Below are 20,275 nucleotides of genomic sequence, written 5' to 3' on the forward strand. Positions count from 1 at the left end.
ATCGGCCGTTAGCTTTCGGAGTGAAGCCACGGCTTTCGGTGTGAACCAATGGCTTTCGGAGTGAAGCCTGGGCGGGATCTGAACGATTTTGCCGCCGTAGCGTCACACGCGACGCCAACACTTCACACCCAGCGCCAACGCTTCACACCTCCGCGCCGGGTTCACCTTCCTCAGTCCACCAGCCCTCGAAGGGCTTCTATTAGCTTGACCCGCTCAGCCGGTGTGGCCGCCATGGGTGCCACGGTCAGGGTGGTCACCCCCGACTCGCGGAACGCCGCCACCCGGTCCCGGACGAATCCGGGCGGTCCGATCAGATTGACGTCGCGCACCAGTTCGTCGGGCACTACCTTGGCGGCGCCGTCCTTGTCGCCGGCCAGATAAAGCTCTTGAATGCGGTCGGCTTGCGGGCCGTAGCCGTATCGGGTGGCCAGCGTGTGGTAGAAGTTCTTGCCCTTGGCACCCATGCCACCGATGTAGAGCGCCAGGTGCGGCTTGACGAATTCGCGCAGCGGCTCGACGTTTTCGCCGATTGCCAGTACCGGACCGGCATAGACCTCGAGCTCACCCAACGAGGGATCACGCTTGGCTTGGCCGGCGGCCAGCGCCGCGCCCCACACGTCGTGCGCCTTCTCCGGCAAATAGAAGATCGGTTGCCAGCCTTCGGCGAGCTCGGCGGCGAGCTCGACGTTCTTGGGACCCAGCGCGGCCACCAAGATCGGGATACGTTCCCGCACAGGCTGATTGATGAGCTTGAGCGGTTTACCCAACCCCGTACCCTGCTCGGCGGGCAAGGGGATGGTGTAATGCTTGCCGCGGTGTTGCAGGGTCTCCCGGCGCCACACCTGACGGCAGATCTCGATGACTTCGCGAGTACGACCAATCGGGGCGTCGTAGGGCACACCGTGAAATCCTTCGATCACCTGCGGACCCGAAGCGCCCAGGCCCAGGGTGAAGCGGCCGTCGGAGACGTAGTCGAGGCCCGCGGCGGTCATCGCCGTCAGGGTGGGGGTACGGGTATAGAGCTGCAGGATGCCGGAGGCCAGCTCAACCCGCTCGGTGCTGGCCGCCAGGTATCCCAGCGCGCTCACCGCGTCGAACGAATACGCCTCGGGGACAAAGACAATGTCCAGGCCGGCGCGTTCGAGGTCGGCCACTTCGGCGGCCACCTCCTTGAAGCCGCCCGCGTAGTTGATGCCCAGTCCGATCCGCATGGTCAGCGCTGTCCCGCGTTGGCGAGTTCGAGGGCTTCGCGTTGGATGCGGTCGAACTGTGCGCCCATCGCCTCCGACAACGCGGTGGCACCGGACAGTGGGCGCACCATCACCATGAAGTCGTCGATCAGACCGTCGCCGTTGAAGTGCAGGAAGTCGCTGCCGGTGATCTTCTTTCCTGCGACTGTGGTCTCGAACACGAGGGCGTGGTTGTTGCCGTCATGGATTTCCCGGATGTAGCGAAAGTCCTCGAAGACCCGCAGCACGCCGCGCAGGAGCGCAGCGGTTATCGGCTTGCCGACGTACGGCTTGAATGCGATCGGGCTGGTGAAGACGACGTCGTCGGCGAGCATCGCCTGGATCGCCGCCTCGTCACGGTCTTCGACTGCTTTACGGAAGGGATGTTTAGCGCTCACGAGAATCGACGGTAAATGCTCTCGGGACGTATGTCTATGCGGAAATAATCACTTTTTTGAATAATCTGGTTGTTGTATGATCCGGCTATGTCGCTGCGGGATGCCGTCTTGGCCGCACTCCTCGAAGGCGAATCTTCCGGATACGACCTGGCCAAAGACTTCGACGCCTCGGTGGCGAACTTCTGGATGGCAACCCCCCAGCAGTTGTATCGCGAACTCGAGCGGCTGGCCGAGCAGGGACTGATCGAGGCGCGTGTGGTTCACCAGGAACGCCGGCCCAACAAGCGGATGTATTCGTTGACGGAGTCCGGCCGCGAGGCGATCCGCCACTTCACCGCCCGAGCGCCGAAACCCCCGGTGATCCGCGATGAGCTGCTGGTCAAGGTGCAGGCATCCGACGCCGGTGACACGCATGCCGTGCGGGACTTCATTGCCGAGCGATTGCGCTGGGCCACAGGCAAACTGGAACGCTACGAGCGCTTGCGGGCGCGGATCCTCGCCGGCCGTACCGAGCAGGATTATCTTGTCGACGCCGAACGTGTCGGGCCCTATTTGACCTTGCTGCGTGGAATCTCGTTCGAGCAAGAGAACATTCGATGGGCCGAGCACGCTCTGTCGGTGATCGAACGCCGTTTGGCGGCGGCGCGTCGATAGCACGCCGGCTTAGGCGAAACATGGAGCTGCCGATCCCGCTTTCCGTTGAATGCTCGGCTTCTCCGATAGCTCGGTGCACCATTCGCCACACCGGTCACTCCTGTCGTCGGAGGAGAGACTTGTGTCTGTTTGCCCACCTCTGAGCGACAAATTGGCTTGCCGCGCAACCGTTGTCGCTCCGAGGCGGGCAACAGACATACACCGGAAATTTACTGGGAAATGGGGCTCACGACCAACACGCGGACCAACCGGGTCAGCGCCACAGCAAGGCCGCTCGCACCGCCGCCATAGCTGCGAGACATGATGGCCAGATGAACGCCGACATCCGTGTGCTCGACGGCGAGGACGACCTGATCGCCGCGGCCAACTTGTTCCGCACCGCCATGGTCGGCTTCCCGCCGTTGTCGAACCTGCCGCCCGGCCAGATCAGCAAGTTGCTCGAACCCGGCCGTACCCTCGGGGCATTCGTCGATGGCCAGTTCGTCGGCACCGCCGATGCCGTCTCGTGCGGACTGACACTGCCCGGCGGAACCGTCGTCAACCACGCCGCCGTGACCCACATCGGGGTACTGCCGTCGTTCACCCGAAAAGGTATTGCCACCGAGCTGGTGCGTCATCAGCTGCGCGACATCGCCGCGCGCGGTGAGGTGGTCGCAACACTGCGGGCCTCCGAGGCGACGATCTACGAGCGCTACGGCTATGGAGTGGCGAGTTCATGCCAAAGCGTCGAGGTACAGACGGCACGGGCTGCCCTTCGTCCAGGGGTCGGCTCCGGTGGGCCGGTGCGGCTGCTGAACCCGAACGACGCGTGGGACATACTGCCGAAGATCTATGCCGACAATCGGCCGACGCGGCCCGGAACCGTCGACCGCACGCCGCTGTGGTGGGAGGGCCTGCGGCTGCGAAGCGAATCATCTACTCAGCCTTCGTATATCGCCGTGCACGGTGAGCCGGGCGTCGAGTCGGGTTTCGCCCGGTACCGGCCCGTCGACACCGAGCAGTGGTTCATCAGTGAGCAGCGCACCATCGTCGTCGAAGACTTCTTCGCGCCGACTACCGATGCCTACCTCGGGCTGTTGCGTTTTCTGTTCGGGCTGGATCTCGTTGACCGCGTGATGTTCTGGATGCTCCCACTCGACGATCCGCTGCCGTTGCTGCTAGTGGATCGGCGGGCGGTGAAAGTCCGCGCGGTCTACGACGAAACGTGGCTGCGGATCGTCGACGTCCAGCAAGCGCTGGGTGCGCGCGGATATGCCGATGCTGGTTCCGTCACCGTCGAGGTGAATGACACTTTGCTACAGAGCAATTCGGCCACCTTCACCGTTACCGGCGATGGGCCCGAGCCCACCAACCGGCCCGCCCAGGTACGGGTCGGCGTAGCGGGGCTTGGCACCGTGCTGCTCGGCGGTGCGACCTGGCGCAGTCTCGCGATTGCCGGATTGGTGGAAGCTGCGGATCCCGCGGCGCTCGCGACGGCTGATCGGCTGTTCGCCGTGCCTGAGGCGCCGTACGCCGGCTTCTTCTTCTAGGGGCCGACGCGAGATCGGCATTGTCGGTGCAGGGATATGCGGGCTTGCCGCCGCCTATGAGCTGTCCCGCCGCGGAGAGCAGGTGGTTGTCTTCGAGCGCGGTGAGCCGTTTGCCGAGCAATCCAAGGGATTGGCAAGGATCTTCCGTATCGCACATCGGCGTCCGCCGCTCTGCCGGCTTGCGCTGCGGGCACACAGCGGCTGGCAGCGTTGGGAATCAGAGTTCGGCGGACGCAGACTGCTTGGCTCCGAAGGATTTATCGCCGCCGGCCCCAGCGACGACGTCGCGGCGGCGATGGCCGACGCGGGTGCCGAGTTCTTGCGAGTCGACCGGTCCGCGACCGGCTCGGTGAGCTGCTGGCGCAGGCCGTGCTAGACGACGATGTGCCTGAGGATCTGATACTGAGCTGACACGTCGGCTCATCCTCCGGCCGGCGGCTGTGCGACAACGGTCGGCTTGAACCCGTATTTGGGAGCGGCGAACGGCACCGGTGCCCCACGTCCGCCACCCAGCAACGGCATCCCGTTGATCGCGTTGCTGGCGGGTTCGCCGGCCGCGGGGAGGCCGTTGAGCGTCACCAGAGGTGTGGTCGGCGGCGGCGCGGCGCCGGCCCACGCTGACGGAACAGACAGTCCGCCAACCGAAATCGCCCTGCCGACTCCTGCCGCGGCATTGCCCATGACGTTCGGGACGGCATTCGGCGCGGCCGCGATCGCCGGGGCAGCCTCCGCTGCCGCCTTCGCCGCCTGCGGCAGCAGGGCCTGGCTGAGGCCTTGGATGTCTTTGAACGAGGTCGTGAAAAGGCGTACCGGCGAGATCAATCTGATGAACGCGTCGAACGGGGTGCTTGCGCTCAATGTCGACGATCCGGTCAGCCCCCTCAGTAGATCGCCCAACACACCATCCACGACGATCCCGCTGCCGCTGGAGGTAAGGCTCAAGCCGAGCGGGTTCAGCGCAGCAGTGCTACCGGTCGTTCCGGGCGGCGTACTCGTCATGCCGGCCAGACTCTGTAGCGCGGCCGGAATCGCTTTCAGGCTATCGGCATTGAGACCCGTGCTCGTTGCGACAGCTTGGCCGACGGCAGCGGCCTGGCCGGCCAACCCGGCTGGGTTGGTAGCCTGCGCTGTCGGGCTGAACGGCGTCAACGTCGACGCCGTCGCCGATGTCCCGGCGTATCCGTACATCGCGGCCGCGTCCTGAGCCCACATTTCGGCGTATTGAGCCTCGGTGGCCGCGATTGCCGCGGTGTTTTGACCCAGGAAGTTCGTCGCAAGCAATGCCATCAACAAGGCGCGGTTGGCCGCGATCTCCGGCGGTGGAACGGTTTGGGCGAACGCCGCCTCATAGGCGCCCGCCGCCGCCGCGGCCTGGCCGGCGACCTCATCAGCCTGCCCGGCGGTGCCGGAGAGCCACGCCAGCTGTGGAAAGGTCGCTGCGGCCATGGATGCCGCGGATGGACCCTGCCACGGCCCGTCGGTCAAGCCATTGATCAGCGACGCGTAGGAGGACGCTGTGGTGTGCAACTCGCTGGCCAACGCCTTCCAAGCCGCCGCGGCGGCCAGCATCGGGCCTGAGCCCGGACCCGAGTACATCAGCGCGGAGTTGATCTCCGGCGGCAATAGCCCGAAGTCGACCATGATTGGCCTACCTAAGCCACCGCGGTCGCGTTCGCGGCCTCGGTGGCCGCATAGGAACCGGCACTGATGCCAAGGGTGGTCGCCAATTGCTCGCGGACCGTCGCGGCCTGGGCGCTGATCTCTTGGTAAAGCCGCGCGTGCGAAGCGAACTGCGCAGCGGTGAGAATCGACACCACGTCGGCAGCAGCCGGAACTACTCCGGTCGTGGGGGCTGCGGCGGCCGCGTTTTCGGCCCCGACCGATGCGTTGAGAGCCTGCATTTCCGCAGCGACCAGGGCGAGCATCTGCGGCTCTGCGATGACCATCGACATGTTGCTCCTCAAAAACACTCTTCATCAACGGCTTTCAGTGACCGCGCTGTCACTCCAACCACCTGCGAGGGTAGGTCAGGCAAGTGCGGGCATGACAACCTCCCGCGCCCTAATTCACTGCGTTGTCGATAACTGTTCATTTTGCTGCGTTGTACGGGTCGGCCGTCAAAGATGTTGTGAATTAATATGTTTGGAATTTGATATGAGTGTTGCATCGTTGCCGCGGGGCGTAGCGGCCTTGACATCCGCCGCCCGACTGATCCCCAATGGAGGCTGCGAATACCTAAACATGCACTGCCACAAGCGATCTCATCTCGGAGCGTACCGCGTGAACCCGCAGGTTTCGCGCGAGTTCATCTCATATATGACACACATATGTTGCGGCTGGCGTTCAGGCCGCCGCCGGCGGTCCGAACCACGTGGCAAGCGCGTCGACCAACCCGTGGCCACGGTCGTCTCCCGTCCAGGCCACATATCCGTCGGGCCGGATCAGCACGGCGGCGGGGGCGGCGACCACGCCAACTACCGGAATCTCAAGAGGCTCAACAAGTTTCACGTCGAACAAGCGAACACGCGCGGCCCAGGCCCCTATGTCGAGGCCGCCGGGGTCACCGAAGTTGAGTAACACCGGCTTGGCGTCGCGCAGCAGCGGGTAGACCCGCGTCGGGCCGTCGCGGGTGACCAGGTCGACATCGGGCATGCGGCGACCGAGCAGCGGGTGTCCCTCGCCGAGGTCGTAACGAATGCCCAGACCGGACATCATCGCCGCGACGTGCTTGCGCGGCTCGTCCATGCCGAGCAGCTCGGCAACCACGTCGCGCATCGCGTGCGTACGATCATCGGCGCCCAGCAGCGCCATCTGCGCCATAGCGTTACGCAGCACCCGCGCGGCCACCGGGTGTCGTTCGGCATGGTAGCTGTCCAACAGGCTGTCGGGCGATATCCGTTTGACCACCTGGGCCAGTTTCCATCCCAGGTTCACCGCGTCCTGCACACCGGTGTTGAGGCCCTGTCCACCTACCGGGTGGTGCACATGGGCGGCGTCGCCGGCAAGCAGGATCCTTCTGTCGCGATAGGACGCGGCCTGTCGCGCTGCATCGGTGAACCTGGAAATCCAAGCGGGCCTGTGGATCCCGTAATCCTTGCCGTAGACGGTGGTCAGCGCCTCGCTGAGCTCGGCCAGGGTGGGCTCGCCGCCGGTTCGCGGGTGCAGCTCGGTCACCATGAGCCGCACCGAGTCGCTGTCCTCCACGAGGCTCATCGAATGCACGCCGAGGGCGTCGCGGCGAATGCCCCATTCCGGCGGTTCGTCGGTATCGAAGTCCATCTGGACTTCGGCGAGCAGATAGCTCGTCGTCGGATCCCAACCCGGAAACTCGATGCCGGCTGCTTTACGGACCAGGCTGCGTCCTCCATCGCAGCCAACCAGATATTCCGCGCGCAGCAACCGGCCGTTGGCCAACGTGACGTCGACGCCGGTGGCGTCTTGGGCAACACCGGTCACCTGACATCCGTGATAGATCGGCACTTCCAGCTCCGCTACCCAGTCCGCCAGAATGCGCTCGATGTGTTCTTGCCACAACGCGAGCCCGTAGGGATGCCGGGTGGGAAAATCGCTGATATCCAAGCGAATTTGGGCGAATCCGGCGACCTGCGCCACCTTACCCTCGGACAGGAATCGGTCAGCGATTCCGCGTTGGTCGAGGATTTCGATGGTGCGCGAATGCAGGCCGCCCGCGCGCGAGCCGATCAATTCCTGGTCGGCCCGGCGCTCGACGACAGCGACGTCAACTCCCGCCAAGGCCAGCTCACCTGCCAGCATCAGGCCGGTCGGACCTCCGCCGGCGACAACCACCGCATGCACCGCGCCACCCCCATCGGTGTGAATTAGGTTTCCGCCGAGCGATTTTGCGGCATACCCCCGGTCTTGCGGCAAGCCCCCGGGTGCGCTATAGGTTGAAAGTGAGAGGCAAATCTTCTCCTTACCCGTTATCCCCACGCCGTTACGAGGCGTTCGTTGCAGAATGGGCAAATGCCGCTACACGCAGCGAAGGCTAGGAGTCGGGATGGCTGACATCACCATGTTGATCCTCGCTGAACATGAATGGTTCCGGGAACAGTTCGCCAGGCTGGACTATCTGCAGTCGCAGACACCCGTGGACCGCGCCGCACTCGAGCGGGTCTGGCGTCCACTGGCCGACAAGCTCGACGTACATGCGTACATCGAGGAAACCATTTTCTACCCGCAGCTGCTGAAGCGAGGCGCCAACGACCCCGAAGGGGAGACGCTCGACGCCATCGGCGATCACAACGACATTCGCGACGGGGTTCGCGCCGCCAACGCCAGCCCGATCGGTAGCGAGCAGTGGTGGGCGGCGGTCGGCCGCACCCGGCTGGCCAACGACGAGCACATGGCCGAGGAAGAACGCGAAGGATTGTCAGACTTCCGCCGGCATGCCCCAATCGGTCTGCGCGAAGCGCTCGGGCGCCAATACAGCGCGCTCACGGCTCAGCATCCCACCGCGGAAGGGCTGCCGATCACCGACCGAGATCCCGAACGGTACGTGGAGCAGGTCGAGGGTGCCCAGCATCGAGAGCGCACCGATTTTTCGCTTCGCATCGGCAGCCTCAAGGGAAAGTGATCTGCGGTTGCGTGGGCAGCCTCATCACACCAGCCACTCCGCTACCAAAAAGCAGGCTATGTTGCGTTTTGCAATGCGATACCGCCGACGCTATCAGCAGACTCTCGCTCTCCCAAAGCGTCTCGCCGTTCGTCGCGTGGTTAACTGCGACGGTGGGCAGGGAACAAGGGCTGGCGCGCCGCTTCTTCGATCGATTCGAGCCCGTGCATGCGGTGACCTACTTCGCGCCGGAGGCGCGGGCCGCATTCGACGAGCTGGGGTATCGCGGGTTCTGGATGGGCTATTTCGCGGCCCGGTCTGCGCCGTTGGGTCGGGCGCCAACCGAGGTGGTGACGGCGATCTTCTACAACTTCGCGCCCGAACGGGTCGCGAAGGCCCTGCCAGCGGCGTGGCAGATCGCGGCCCCGGACGAGGCGTTGCGCGCCCGTCGGGATGGAGCCGTTGCGGCACTGCGTCGCTACGGTCTTGAAGCTGACGAAAACGTCCGTGTGGCAGCGGAATTGGCCGGGAAGGCAGCGCTCGGCGCGCCGCTGGACGGAAGACCGCTGTTCGCCGCGAATCTGGCGCTGCCTTGGCCGGATGATCCCCTGGCTGCGTTGTGGCACGCCACGACGTTGCTGCGCGAGCAGCGGGGCGACGGGCACGTTGCGGTACTGACCGCTACGGGTGTTTCCGGTCGGGAATCCAACGTGTTGCATGCGGCGGCGGGCCGCGTGCCGCGCGACTACATCGCCCGCACCCGTGATTACGACGAGGCAGCCTGGCGTCACCACGAGCAGCGGCTGATCGAACGCGGCCTGCTCACTGACGACGGCGCCCTGACACCGGCGGGCCACGCGTTGAAGGACGACATCGAAGCAAAAACCGACTTGCTCGCCTTATCGGCGTTGGACGCGCTCAGCGACGACGAAGTGGAAGCCTTGTTCCAGGCTTTGACTCCGATCACCCGTGCCGTGGTCGCCGGCGGGGACGTACCCGATGTCACCCCGATGGCTGTGCGCCGTCACGAATTGCAGGACGACAGTGCACATTTGGTCGAAGCTACGGCATGACTGGGAGGATGAGCCCATGACAGTGCACTGGGATTCGGTAGCTGCGCTCGACCGTGAGCCCGTTGCCGGCTCGATAGCCACCCTGGACAGTCTGGCCGTTGCCGGTTCGGTCGCGACGGCGAAGAGCGTCGCGGTTGCCGGGTCGGTGTCGACAGCGGCCAGTGCGGCGGTGGCCGGCTCGCTTGCGACCGCGGGCAGCGTTGCCGTCGCCGGCTCGGCGGCCACCGCAGGCAGCGTCGGGGTGATCGCCAGCGCATTGACCGCGCTATGTGTGGCCGTCCGGGAATGTGCGGCATGCCTGGCATGCGTCGGCTGCACCCGCTGCGTGGGCTGCATCGGCTGCGTGCGCTGCACCGACTGCGTGGGCTGCATCGGCTGCGTGAACTGCTCAGGATTGCGTAACGCCAAGGGCGCCAGGAACATTCGCGCTCAGCCCGCCGCGTGAGCGGGCAACCACCCGCCTACTGCCACGCGAAAACCGGCTGCTCGAGCTCGTCGACCGGGTCATGCCGCCCTTCGAGGCACAACCACCGCAGCTGCAGCAGCACTGCGCCCGTCGGCGCGTGAATCAAGTCGTTGCCCAACGGGATTTGCACCACCGGTCGCGAGCTCTCCGGGATGGCGATGAACCGCGGTGAATCCGGTCGCTGCAGTTGGTGCAGGCCCACCCGATAGACAGCCACTACCTCGTCGGGCGCGGGTTGCGGATTAAGTCGTCCGCCACCCCACAGCACCACCGGGGTGATGACATAGCCGGACCGGGTCGGATAGTCGTCGAGCAGCCCGAGCACGGCCGCATCGGACAGGCGGATGGCAACCTCCTCGTCCAGCTCCCGCAGCGCGGCGTCGACCACGGTTTCACCCGAGTCCACCCGCCCACCCGGCAGCGCCCATTGCGCGGCATGCGACGTGAGGCGAGATGCTCTGCGGCACAGGAGGAAAGCGGCACCGCCGGACACGTCGACCATGCGACCGTCCAGGCTTTCCGGGATTGGCCGCCCGTCGATCCATTCGTCGACCGGCGCCGGATCTACCCTGTCCTCGCCGACCTCGGAGTCGACCAACACGACCGCGACGGCCGCATGCCGCTTCGTCGGATCGGTAACGGTGCGGCGATCGTGGCTCGCCAAACGGTCACGAATCTGCTCGCGCAGCGCATTGTCGTAGGTGATCGGCACCCATCGACCATATGCAGGTGCGCTTACTCCCGCGGGCGCTACCCCACTCGGCGCCATATCCGAGCGGCGACGTCGATGTAGGCGACCCGCCGATGTGCCCGGTCGATGGCTCTCGCTACCGTCAATGGATACGTGACGGAGGTTTCTATGGCTGGGCAGATCCCGTTGGTCGATTACCTGGTGCTCGACGATGGCGAACCGCATCTGATCGCACAGGAATGTACGAATTGCGGGGCGCGGTTCTTCGACCGCCGCAATGCGTGCGCGGCGTGTTTTGCTACCGAGTTCAAGACCGTGCCGATCGCGACCGAGGGCACGGTGCGCACGTTTACAATCGTCACGTTCGCGGCGCCTGGAATACCCGTCCCCTTCGTGGCATCGGTGGTCGACTGCGACGGCACCCCGGTCCGCGCCAACCTGATCAACGTCCCACCCGATCCCGAGCATGTGCGCGACGGGATGAAAGTGCGGCTGGCCACCTACCCGATCGGCACCGACTCGGCGGGCACCGAGGCGATCGGTTTCGGTTTCGAGCCCGTCCCCTGATGCAGCACCGACCGGTTAAGGAGCACCGACGATGAGCGCTAGCGACGAGATTTGGATCCTGGGTATCCGGATGACCAAGTTCGGCAAGCATCCCGACCGTGACACCGTCGACCTGGCCGCCGAGGCCGCCACCGGCGCGCTCGCCGATGCCGGGCTGACGATGGCCGACATCGGGGTGCTGGCCGCCGGCAACCTGATGAATGCGAATGCCGGTCTCGGGCAACAGCTTCAGAAGCAAATCGGGCAGACGGGCATCCCGGTGTACAACGTGGCCAACGCGTGCGCGACCGGGGCCACCGCGCTGCGCACGGCGATCATGGCCGTCAAGGCCGGCGAGGTGGACTACGGCATGGCCGTCGGCGTGGAAAAGCTGTCCGGTGCGGGGCTGCTCGGGGCGGGCGGACGGGCGAAGGCCGACGCCGACGTCTGGGCGCCGAAGGGACGCTATGGTGCGGTCGCGCCCGTCGACGGCCGGATCGGCACCGAGTCCATGCCCGGCGTGTTCGCCCAGATCGGCACCGAGTACGGCCACAAGTACGGCGGCACCAGCTTCGAACTGTTCGCCAAGATCAGCGAGAAGAACCACGCCCACTCCACGCTGAATCCGCTTGCCGCCTATCAGAAGCGGTTCACCCTCGACCAGATCATGAACGACGTCATGATCGCCTACCCGAACACCCGGCCGATGTGTTCGGCCAACTGTGACGGTGCCGCCGCCGCCATTGTGTGCAATGGCGAGACGTTGAAATCGCTGTCGCTCGAGCAGCGTCGGCGTGCGGTCAAGGTATCGGCTTCGGTGTTGACCACCGACCCATACGAGGCGGGATGTCAAGTGCTGCCGAACGTCAACACGCTGACCCGCAACGCGGCCAAGACCGCGTACGAGCAGGCCGGCATCGGACCGAGCGATCTGGACCTGGTCGAGCTGCACGACTGCTTCGCCACGGCCGAGCTGGTGCACTACGACAATCTGATGCTGTGTGAGGAAGGCGGCGCCGCCGAGTTCTTCAACTCCGGCGCGACCTGGCGCGACGGGTCGACGCCGGTGAACGTGTCGGGCGGGCTGCAATCCAAGGGACATCCCATCGCGGCGACCGGGATCGCCAACATCTGGGAAATCTGCCACCATCTGCGCGGAGAAGCCGGCGATCGTCAGATCGACAATGCCAAAGTCGGGCTGGCCCACGTCATCGGCCTGGGCTCGGCGTGCGGCGTGCACATCCTGGAGAAGTCAGCGGCCTAGCACGGTTTCGCGGCGGGCGATTCGGGAGATCCTGATCCAAAGCGTCTGCAACCCCGGGGAGGTCTCGCGTGGATCAGCCAAGCAATGCCGGTTCGACGCCGCTGCCGAAGGACGCCCGGAAGGCGACCGAAGCGCAGCGTGACGAGGAAGAGCGGCTGGAGCACCAGGACGATGATCCCGACGCGCCGGGTTTGCACCAGTCTCGGCGTCAGCTCCCCGACGAGAGCACGCGGTAGCGTCACAGCCAGTTTCGAGACTCGTGCTGGAATCCGCTATCGCCGGCGCTATCGTTTTGCAAACTGCAACATGGCCTCTTTTCTGATGCCCGAGTGGCCGGTGTGACGAGATCGGCTAGAAATTGAGGCCGGAGAACATGACCCGACCAGGGTCGTACTTCTGCCGTACCGCGCTCAGCTGGGATAGGTTCGCGCCGAAGTAACGAGCCGGCGGCTGGTTCGGCTCGAGGTAGTTGACGTAGCCGCCGACCGAATACGGTTGCACCGCTTGGTGTGCCGTGTTGAGCCAGCCCGCCGCCGCCGACGGGTCACCGGATGTTTCGACATACCACTGCACCAGCGCGGACTGTCGCCGCCACGGAAAGGCGGTGGCGCCGGGCGCCACACTGGCCATGGCGCCGTCAAGCGCATGCATGATGGCCAACATGCGGCCCGCTCCGCGGGGAAAGGCGTCGACCGCCGATGCGATCCCCTTGGCCACCGCCGCGTTGACGGTGGGAAAAACATCCGAACCGCCCACATATCCGAGCGGCGATGGGTTGAGGTTCCCGACGGCCAGATACCTGACCAGGTCCAGGTAGCCGAACGTATGGTTCTCGGTACCCGTTGGCTGCAGCCCGACAGCTGAAATGATCGCGGCCGCAACGCTATTGCCCGAACCCGCCGGAGAGGTTGCAAGAATTCGGCAGTGTGTGCCCATCGGGTCGACGGTGGCGTCGGCAAGTGCCCAGCTGTTTCGGTCGGCGGTGCGCAGCCAGTTCTGCCAACCGACCAACACCTGCGCGAACGACTGCGGCGGAAAATTGAGGTTCACCACGTCAAGGTCCTTGGTGGCGAACGTGGCGAACGTCAGCGAGGTCGTCACCCCGAAGTTGCCGCCCCCGCCGCCGCGCAAACCCCAGAACAGGTCGGGGTTGCTGTTGGCGGATGCGGTGACCGCCTGACCACCGGGCAGCACCACCGACGCCGACGTCAACTGGTCACAAAGCAAGCCCGCGTGCCGGGAATTGGCTCCCATCCCCCCGCCCAACGCGTGTCCGGCGGTGCCGACCGAAGGGCAGGTGCCCGTCGGGATGCCGCGGCCCGCCCCGGCCAGCGCCTCATGCATCGCGTACAAACTGGTCGCAGGGCTCACGGTGACCTGCCCGCTGCCGGCGTCATAGTTGATTTCCCCGGGCAACTGACGGAGGTCGAGCACCATGGTTCCGTTCGCGGTAGAGGCGCCGGTGTAGGAGTGTCCACCGCTGCGCGGCGCGACCTTGAGGTTGTGGGCGCTAGCGAACGCCATCGCCTTTTGCACGTCGGCGGTCGATGTCGGAGTGACGATCGCGGCCGGCATCGAGTTGTTGTAGTTGGTGTTGAAAACCTGCTTGGCCGTGGCGAATTGGGGACCGTCCGGTAGCAATACCTTCCCGCCGAGGGCGGCGGAAAGACCCTCCCACCCGGAGGCGTTCGGAGCGGCGGTCGCGCGCACGGAGCCGAACACCGCGCCGGCGGCTAAGGCTCCGGCGGCACCCCGCAGAAACGTCTGGCGCGAAAACTCACGAGCCAACGCCGCGCTCCCGAGATCGCGTCATGTCTCGCATTGTTGGCTACGAGACAACGGGTTCCGCGCTGCCGTGTCCGCTTGATACCTAAACGTGGCCGAACCTTTATCGGGCCGAACGCATTTCAGACCGGGCCTCAGCCGGCGCCCTTGCCGTTGTCGACGCGGTAGACGGCGCCGTGGACGGCCGCGGCGTCGTCGCTGGCAAGAAACGCGATCACGTTGGCGACCTCGCCGGGTTGCATCATGCCGCGCGGCGCGGCCGAGCGCATGATCAGCTCATAGTTGGGGTTCTCCGGGGCACTAAACCGTTCTATCTGCGGCGTCAGCATGCCGCCGGGGCATACGGCGTTGACGCGCAGCCGATCCGCGGTGTATTCCACGGCCAGGGCACGAGTCAACCCAATCAACCCGTGTTTGGCCGCGCAGTAGCCCGCCGAATACGCCTGACCTTCGACGCCGGCGATCGAGGCGACGTTGACGATGTTGCCGCCGCGGCTCAGCAGGTGCGGCAACGCGGCGCGGCACAGGTAGAACGGTCCGCTGAGGTTGGTCGCGAGGTCGTCGGCCCAGTCCTCGTCGCTCATCAACTCGGTCCGTCGCATCTGATGTCGCCCGGCGATGTTGATCAGCACATCGAGCCCGCCGAACCTTGCGACGCATTGCTCGACCGCACCGATGCAGGCTTGAGGCGAAACCACATCCACCGATGCATACGCACCATCTGCGATGTCGGCGAACACCTCCGCGAGCCGATCGGCATCTCGTGCGATGCCGAACACCGTCGCGCCCTGCCGGGCAAGCAGGCGCGCTGTTTCTGCGCCCAGGCCCGACGACGCTCCGGTCACCAAGGTGACCTTGCCTTGCAATGCTGTCAATGTCCGCCTTTCGACCGCTGAGTCAACAAGTGGATAGCGTACGACCAGCAAAGGTCGTGGGTTGTGCCCGCGCAGTCGGCATGCGTTTGGTGGACAAGTTTGGGTATCCCGAGGGAGGCGAGCGGGCAGGGGTGCCGTGCAAAGATAGGGGCCGCGTTATCAGGAGGCGGACATGACGTCGAAGAGGTTAGACGAGTCGCCGGACGACGAAGCCGTGCAGCAGGATTTCGCGCCGGGCGCCCGTGACGGCGCGCCTCATCCCGCGGACCAGGACTGGACCTCCCAACTGGCTGATGAACTGCACGCCATCGACGAGGTGCTGGGTGCCGGCGGGTCTCAGCGGGTCGGCAGATTCCGGTTTTTGCTCGACGGACAGCGGTGGGAGTGGTCCGACGCGGTGGCGCGCATGCATGGCTACGAAAGCAGCAACGCGGTGCAGCCGACGACCGAGCTGTTGTTGCAGCACAAGCATCCCGACGACCGCCAGAAGGTTGCGGACGCCTTGGATCGAGTGCTGCGGGGTGAACCGTTCAGCAGCCGCCACCGCATTATCGACACCACCGGCCGGACCCGCACGGTGGTGGTGGTTGGCGACTCTTTGCTTGACGACAGCGGGATGGTGATCGGCACCACCGGGTTCTACGTGGATGTCACCGAGGCGGTGCAATCCGACATCACCGCGGTACTGTCCGAGGCGGCCACCGCCCGGGCCCGCATCGAACAGGCCAAAGGCGTCCTGATGGCCGCGTACGGAATCTCAGCCGAGCGGGCTTTCGACATTCTGGTTTGGCGCTCCCAAGAAACCAATACCAAGCTGCGCGACCTGGCCACCCGATTCCTGGCAGCCATCGACCAAAAGGCGCCACCCGATCGGCTCGCCTACATCGACCACGCCCTGCTCACCGCCTGATCGGCTGATACGAGCCCGTCGTCGGCCCGGCATATCGTGCGATGTGGTGGTCCGTGGTGCCGAACTCGTACTGAATTGCGGTGAGCCGCTTGAAATAGTGGCCGATCGCCAACTCTTCGGTCATCCCCATGCCGCCGTGCAGCTGGACGGCTTGCTGGCCGACGAACCGTGCCGCACGGCCGATAGTGGCCTTGGCAGCCGATACCGCGCGAGCACGCGTCGCTTCGTCGGCCTCGAGGTTGAGGATCGCCAGATAGACCGCGGCGACGGATTGTTCGAGTTCCAAATACATGTCGACCATGCGATGCTGCAACACCTGAAAGCGGCTGATCGGCTGGCTGAACTGTTGCCGCTGCTTGCAGTATTCGACCGTGTCCGCCAGCACTTTTCGCATGCAGCCGACCGCTTCGGCGCAGACCGCCGCGGCGCCTTCGTCCCGGGCCTGAGCCAAAGATGGCCATGCGCCGCCCTGTTCGCCGAGCAATGCTTCCGACGGCAACCGCAAATCCGTGAACGCGATATCCGCCGCGCGCCGGTCGTCGATGGTTCGGTAGGCGTGAACAGCCATGCCGGTTGAGCCAAACTCGGTGAGAAATAACGAGATTCCATCTGTCCCGGGCGTGCGCGCGGTGACCAGGAGATGCGTGGCCAGCGATGCACCCATCGCCATGGTCTTGAACCCGTTCAATAGCCACCCGTCGCCGTCGGGCTGCGCCAAGGTCGACACGTCCTGCCAACGATCACCCGAATCCGGCTCCGCGGCGGCCAACGCCACCACCGCGGTGCCGGCGACAATCTTCTTCAGCACAGATTCCGCCGCCGGTCCACCCGCGCGGCGCAACAGGCCACCGCCAACGACGACCGTGTCGACGTACGGTTCGATCACCAGTGCGCGTCCGAGCTCCTCAGCGATGACCATGAGTTCGACTGGGCCGCCGCCGATTCCGCCGACGGACTCGGGCAAGGTGGCGCCCAGAATGCCAAGCTCGTCGGCAAAACCGCGCCAGATCTCGGGCTGCCAACCGGCACCGGTCTTCGCGGCTGTACGGCTCGTCTCGAGGTGGTACCGCGTGGCGAGGAACTTCGCGAGTCCGTCACGCAGCAGTTGCTGCTCGTTGGTCAGGTTGAAGTCCATCTACAATCCCAGCGCTGCCTTGGCAAGAATGTTCCGCTGAATCTCGTTGCTGCCGGCGTAGATTGAGCCAGCTCGATCATTGAAGTACCGCAGCGGGGCCACCGCCTGCCACGCCTCGCCGGACACATATCCGTCGGCGGGCGGCTGGAATTCGGCGACCGGACCACCAGGCATGGTGGCGTGCGGCTGATAGGCGCGGCCACGCGGCCCGGCCGCTTCCAGCGCCAGTTCGGTGAGAACCTGACTGAGTTCGGTGCCCAAGATCTTGAGCATCGACGACGATGCACCCGGGTTGCGTCCCTCGGCCACCGCGGCAAGCACGCGGTATTCGAGGATCTCTAGCACCTCGGCCCGGATTCGCGCGTCGGCGAGCTTGCGCATGAAGGCCGGGTCGTCGGCCAGCCTTCCGCCGCCCGGTCCAGGTTGGCCTTGTGCCGCTGCGCCGATCTCCTCGGCCAGCACCTGCAGGGCCGGCGCGACCGCGCCGCCGCCGCGCTCGAACTCCAATAAGTACTTGGCCACCGCCCAGCCGCTGTCGATCTCGCCGACCACATTTGCTTTGGGCACCCGCACCTCGTCGAAGAAGACTTGGTTTTGGATCTGTTCGCCGGACGTCATCACCAGTGGGCGAATCGATATACCGGGTGAGGTCATGTCGATCAACACAAAGGTGATGCCTTGCTGCTTCTTCGCCGTACGGGAAGTGCGGACCAAGGCGAACATCCAATTCGCCTCGGCCGCATGGGTTGTCCAGATCTTGCTGCCGGTGCATACCAGATCGTCGCCGTCCAGCACGGCTGCCATCGACAGCGCCGCCAGATCCGAACCGGCCTCCGGCTCGGAGTATCCCTGGCAGAAGAACACCTCCCCGGTCAGGATCCGGGGCAGGAAGTAGTCTTTCTGCGCGTCGGTGCCATACGCGATGATCGCGTGGGCAACCATCCGAATTCCCATGGGCGACAAGGGCGGTGCACCCGCCAGCGCCGATTCGCGACTGAAGATGTAGTGCTGAGTGAGCGTCCAGTCGCAGCCGCCGTACTCGACCGGCCAGGCCGGCGCCGCCCATCCACGTTGGTGCAGAATCGCCTGCCACGCCATGCTTGCGTCATGGTCGGCGTAGACGCTGGTCATCAACCGCCCGGCACGCCGAAGATCGGGGGTCAGCTTCTCGTCGAGAAAGCGCCGGACGTCGTCCCGGAATGCCCGGTCAGTCTCTGACCACTGCAGATCCATGAAATTCCCGGCCGTGACGTCGTGTCAGCATGATGTCCGCGTGAGTCTAGCTTGAAGTTCGGAACGGGTTCTCAACCCGGATCCCGGCGTAGTCTTCACCGTCACTCAAGTCCTCGGATAGGACGACATCACAACGGAGTGCGCGGGCTGCTTCCAGTACTGCAGCGTCCCAGTACGAGATGCGGAAGCGCCGACGTGCCGCAAAAGCCGCGCGCATCAGCTCGGCCGTAATTGGGGCGACGGGAAACCGCATGAACGACTCCACCAAATCGACGGCCTGCTCGTGAGTAATTGGGTCCGGCCGGTTGGCGCGCGTTGCCTGGACGTAGAACTCCTGAAGAACCTGAACCGACACCCCTAGGTCTCGCGCGGCCAGGATTTCGTTGGCGCGCTTGGCCTTTTTCCGCTCCCCAGGATCGTGTGAGATCGCATAGAGCAGGACATTGGTGTCAACGAACCGCACGGTCGTGAACTTCGTCCCGGCTCAGGCGATCAGCTGCACGAAACCGTTGAATTTCATGCTGAGTGTTGCGCTGCTTTTCCTCCAGCCGCGAGAACTCGGTTTCCCGTTCGGAAAGTGAACTGAGGTATCCGGCAACCAAGGCGCTCACGGACGTGCCGAGCTCTGCCGCCCTGATCCTGGCCGCACGATAGACATCGTCGGCAACAGAGACGGTAATGTTCTTCACATGTTCACAGTATCACAATAACTGTGGAGCCGTGGTTGCGGACCCAAATGCAGCGAAGCGTGTAGGCGTGCGGCGTTACGCAGTTGGCGCGCTACTGTGCTTCCGTCGGTCTCAACCAATGCCGGCAGAACAGTTGGGCACATTTATGACCGCAGCAGCAGAGGCGTCCGCGATTGAATCGCGGGTCGGCCACTACTACCAGATGCCGTACACCTACGAGGTCGGCCGCGAGAAAGTCCGCGAATATGCCCGTGCGGTGCAGGACTATCACCCTGCGCACTGGGATGTCGCCGCCGCCGCCGAGCTGGGTTATTCGGGCCTGGTGGCGCCGCTGACGTTCACATCGGTCCCAGGCATGGCCTGCAACCGCAGGATGTTCGAAGAGGTGGTCGTCGGTTACGACACCTACGTGCAGACCGAGGAAGTTTTCGAGCAGCACCGCCCGATCGTGGCGGGCGATGACCTCTCCGTTGACGTCGAACTGACGTCGGTGCGACGGATCGCCGGCAGAGACCTGATCACCGTGACCAACACCTTCACCGATACCGCCGGCGAGCGAGTGCACACCCTGCACACCACCGTCGTCGGCCTCACCACCGAGGATGTCGATCCGGCGGTCAAGGCCGCCGTGCGGAGCGCGATGATGCACGATTTCAACGTCCTCGACATCGAAGAGTCCCATTCCGCTTACCAGAAGACGGTGCGGCCCGAGGGTGAGGTTCGGATCTCCGAGGGCGGCACGACCCGCACGCCGGGGACACCGTCTTTCGACGACGTGAAAGTCGGCGACGAGTTACCCGTGCACCATGCCCGGCTATCCCGCGGCGACCTGGTCAACTATGCCGGCGTCGCCGGCGACGCCAACCCGATCCACTGGGACGAGAACCTCGCCAAGCTGGCCGGGCTGCCAGACATGATCGCCCACGGAATGCTCACCATGGGTTTGGGCGCCGGGTTCGCCTCAGCATGGTCCGGCGACCCGGGTGCCGTCACCCGCTACGCGGTGCGGCTGTCCGCGCCGGCGATCGTATCTGCGGCCGAGGGCGCAGACATCGAGTTCAGCGGCCGCATCAAGTCTTTGGACCCGGCAACTCGCAGCGGCGTCGTCATCGTCGGCGCCAAGTCCGGCGGCCGCAAGATCTTCGGCCTGGCGACGTTGCACGTCCGCTTTCGGTGAGGTTGCTTGTGGCGTCGTCGTGCTTGACTCGCCAGCTCATCACAGCTG

22 protein-coding genes and 1 pseudogene are annotated in these 20,275 nt (G+C 65.0%); 11 read left to right on the forward strand and 12 right to left on the reverse strand.

Going from position 1 to position 20,275, the window contains the following annotated elements; translation table 11 throughout:
* Positions 1 to 170 precede the first annotated feature (170 nt).
* On the reverse strand, positions 171 to 1,211 hold the full coding sequence (locus AC5Y2L_RS04375) for an LLM class F420-dependent oxidoreductase (RefSeq protein ID WP_499936498.1): 1,041 nt from the start codon (positions 1,209 to 1,211) through the stop codon (positions 171 to 173).
* Positions 1,212 to 1,213: 2 nt separating this feature from the next.
* Positions 1,214 to 1,627 (reverse strand): nuclear transport factor 2 family protein, encoded by a 414-nt coding sequence (locus tag AC5Y2L_RS04380; protein WP_499936500.1) that lies wholly within the window; start codon positions 1,625 to 1,627, stop codon positions 1,214 to 1,216.
* An 87-nt stretch (positions 1,628 to 1,714) separates the two neighbouring features.
* On the opposite strand from AC5Y2L_RS04380, the gene AC5Y2L_RS04385 reads away from it, so the two are divergent.
* The 3 genes and pseudogenes from AC5Y2L_RS04385 to AC5Y2L_RS04395 all read left to right on the forward strand — a co-directional run.
* Positions 1,715 to 2,281: a PadR family transcriptional regulator gene (locus AC5Y2L_RS04385; RefSeq protein WP_499936501.1), complete on the forward strand. Its 567-nt coding sequence runs from the start codon at positions 1,715 to 1,717 to the stop codon at positions 2,279 to 2,281.
* 311 nt (positions 2,282 to 2,592) lie between these two features.
* Positions 2,593 to 3,810 carry a GNAT family N-acetyltransferase gene (locus AC5Y2L_RS04390; RefSeq protein ID WP_499936503.1) on the forward strand — a complete coding sequence of 406 codons (1,218 nt, stop codon included), beginning with the start codon at positions 2,593 to 2,595 and terminating at the stop codon, positions 3,808 to 3,810.
* Between the two features lie 13 nt (positions 3,811 to 3,823).
* Positions 3,824 to 4,144, forward strand: a pseudogene (locus AC5Y2L_RS04395) (FAD-dependent oxidoreductase); the annotation flags it as partial.
* An 86-nt stretch (positions 4,145 to 4,230) separates the two neighbouring features.
* Here AC5Y2L_RS04395 and AC5Y2L_RS04400 read toward each other — a convergent pair.
* The 3 genes from AC5Y2L_RS04400 to AC5Y2L_RS04410 all read right to left on the reverse strand — a co-directional run bounded on the left by AC5Y2L_RS04400 (position 4,231) and on the right by AC5Y2L_RS04410 (position 7,584).
* A complete protein-coding gene (locus AC5Y2L_RS04400) occupies positions 4,231 to 5,451 on the reverse strand; it encodes a PPE family protein (RefSeq protein ID WP_499936504.1) in 1,221 nt (406 codons plus the stop codon).
* A gap of 11 nt (positions 5,452 to 5,462) precedes the next feature.
* The gene (locus tag AC5Y2L_RS04405) at positions 5,463 to 5,762 is read right to left on the reverse strand and encodes a PE family protein (protein ID WP_499936505.1); all 300 of its coding nucleotides are present in this window, start codon (positions 5,760 to 5,762) and stop codon (positions 5,463 to 5,465) included.
* A 391-nt stretch (positions 5,763 to 6,153) separates the two neighbouring features.
* On the reverse strand, positions 6,154 to 7,584 hold the full coding sequence (locus AC5Y2L_RS04410; RefSeq protein ID WP_499936567.1) for an FAD-dependent monooxygenase: 1,431 nt from the start codon (positions 7,582 to 7,584) through the stop codon (positions 6,154 to 6,156).
* A gap of 244 nt (positions 7,585 to 7,828) precedes the next feature.
* On the opposite strand from AC5Y2L_RS04410, the gene AC5Y2L_RS04415 reads away from it, so the two are divergent.
* From AC5Y2L_RS04415 to AC5Y2L_RS04425, 3 genes are all read left to right on the forward strand, one after another.
* Complete coding sequence (locus tag AC5Y2L_RS04415) at positions 7,829 to 8,404, forward strand: hemerythrin domain-containing protein (RefSeq protein WP_499936507.1); 576 nt, start codon at positions 7,829 to 7,831, stop codon at positions 8,402 to 8,404.
* Between the two features lie 152 nt (positions 8,405 to 8,556).
* The gene (locus AC5Y2L_RS04420; RefSeq protein WP_499936508.1) at positions 8,557 to 9,456 is read left to right on the forward strand and encodes an SCO6745 family protein; all 900 of its coding nucleotides are present in this window, start codon (positions 8,557 to 8,559) and stop codon (positions 9,454 to 9,456) included.
* Between the two features lie 16 nt (positions 9,457 to 9,472).
* Positions 9,473 to 9,901: a hypothetical protein gene (locus AC5Y2L_RS04425; protein WP_499936510.1), complete on the forward strand. Its 429-nt coding sequence runs from the start codon at positions 9,473 to 9,475 to the stop codon at positions 9,899 to 9,901.
* 16 nt (positions 9,902 to 9,917) lie between these two features.
* Here the strand turns inward: AC5Y2L_RS04425 and AC5Y2L_RS04430 are convergent, their stop codons facing one another.
* Positions 9,918 to 10,634, reverse strand: coding sequence for an NUDIX hydrolase (locus tag AC5Y2L_RS04430; RefSeq protein WP_499936511.1), 717 nt, complete (start codon positions 10,632 to 10,634; stop codon positions 9,918 to 9,920).
* A gap of 147 nt (positions 10,635 to 10,781) precedes the next feature.
* Between AC5Y2L_RS04430 and AC5Y2L_RS04435 the strand changes: the two genes are divergently transcribed.
* The 3 genes from AC5Y2L_RS04435 to AC5Y2L_RS04445 all read left to right on the forward strand — a co-directional run bounded on the left by AC5Y2L_RS04435 (position 10,782) and on the right by AC5Y2L_RS04445 (position 12,659).
* On the forward strand, positions 10,782 to 11,180 hold the full coding sequence (locus AC5Y2L_RS04435) for a Zn-ribbon domain-containing OB-fold protein (protein WP_499936513.1): 399 nt from the start codon (positions 10,782 to 10,784) through the stop codon (positions 11,178 to 11,180).
* 31 nt (positions 11,181 to 11,211) lie between these two features.
* On the forward strand, positions 11,212 to 12,423 hold the full coding sequence (locus tag AC5Y2L_RS04440; RefSeq protein ID WP_499936514.1) for a thiolase family protein: 1,212 nt from the start codon (positions 11,212 to 11,214) through the stop codon (positions 12,421 to 12,423).
* Positions 12,424 to 12,491: 68 nt separating this feature from the next.
* Positions 12,492 to 12,659 carry a hypothetical protein gene (locus AC5Y2L_RS04445; protein ID WP_499936515.1) on the forward strand — a complete coding sequence of 56 codons (168 nt, stop codon included), beginning with the start codon at positions 12,492 to 12,494 and terminating at the stop codon, positions 12,657 to 12,659.
* A 115-nt stretch (positions 12,660 to 12,774) separates the two neighbouring features.
* Here the strand turns inward: AC5Y2L_RS04445 and AC5Y2L_RS04450 are convergent, their stop codons facing one another.
* Both AC5Y2L_RS04450 and AC5Y2L_RS04455 read right to left on the reverse strand, forming a co-directional pair.
* Entirely contained in the window at positions 12,775 to 14,211 is a 1,437-nt protein-coding gene (locus AC5Y2L_RS04450; protein WP_499936517.1) for an FAD-dependent oxidoreductase, read from the reverse strand.
* A gap of 131 nt (positions 14,212 to 14,342) precedes the next feature.
* Positions 14,343 to 15,083, reverse strand: coding sequence for an SDR family NAD(P)-dependent oxidoreductase (locus tag AC5Y2L_RS04455; RefSeq protein ID WP_499936518.1), 741 nt, complete (start codon positions 15,081 to 15,083; stop codon positions 14,343 to 14,345).
* A gap of 172 nt (positions 15,084 to 15,255) precedes the next feature.
* Between AC5Y2L_RS04455 and AC5Y2L_RS04460 the strand changes: the two genes are divergently transcribed.
* Entirely contained in the window at positions 15,256 to 15,993 is a 738-nt protein-coding gene (locus tag AC5Y2L_RS04460; RefSeq protein WP_499936519.1) for a PAS and ANTAR domain-containing protein, read from the forward strand.
* Here AC5Y2L_RS04460 and AC5Y2L_RS04465 read toward each other — a convergent pair.
* The 4 genes from AC5Y2L_RS04465 to AC5Y2L_RS04480 are packed head-to-tail and all read right to left on the reverse strand — an operon-like array spanning position 15,983 to position 19,050.
* Positions 15,983 to 17,128: an acyl-CoA dehydrogenase family protein gene (locus AC5Y2L_RS04465; RefSeq protein ID WP_499936521.1), complete on the reverse strand. Its 1,146-nt coding sequence runs from the start codon at positions 17,126 to 17,128 to the stop codon at positions 15,983 to 15,985. The two genes, AC5Y2L_RS04460 and AC5Y2L_RS04465, sit on opposite strands and share 11 nt — an antisense overlap.
* Positions 17,129 to 18,361 (reverse strand): acyl-CoA dehydrogenase family protein, encoded by a 1,233-nt coding sequence (locus AC5Y2L_RS04470; RefSeq protein WP_499936523.1) that lies wholly within the window; start codon positions 18,359 to 18,361, stop codon positions 17,129 to 17,131.
* A 46-nt stretch (positions 18,362 to 18,407) separates the two neighbouring features.
* Positions 18,408 to 18,824, reverse strand: coding sequence for a PIN domain-containing protein (locus AC5Y2L_RS04475; RefSeq protein WP_499936524.1), 417 nt, complete (start codon positions 18,822 to 18,824; stop codon positions 18,408 to 18,410).
* On the reverse strand, positions 18,811 to 19,050 hold the full coding sequence (locus AC5Y2L_RS04480; protein ID WP_499936525.1) for a hypothetical protein: 240 nt from the start codon (positions 19,048 to 19,050) through the stop codon (positions 18,811 to 18,813). Before AC5Y2L_RS04480 ends, AC5Y2L_RS04475 begins: the two co-directional genes overlap by 14 nt.
* A gap of 145 nt (positions 19,051 to 19,195) precedes the next feature.
* Between AC5Y2L_RS04480 and AC5Y2L_RS04485 the strand changes: the two genes are divergently transcribed.
* Positions 19,196 to 20,227, forward strand: coding sequence for a fused (3R)-hydroxyacyl-ACP dehydratase subunits HadA/HadB (locus AC5Y2L_RS04485; RefSeq protein WP_499936527.1), 1,032 nt, complete (start codon positions 19,196 to 19,198; stop codon positions 20,225 to 20,227).
* The last annotated feature ends 48 nt before the right edge of the window (positions 20,228 to 20,275 follow it).

Source organism: Mycobacterium sp. NGS66 (assembly GCF_059812225.1).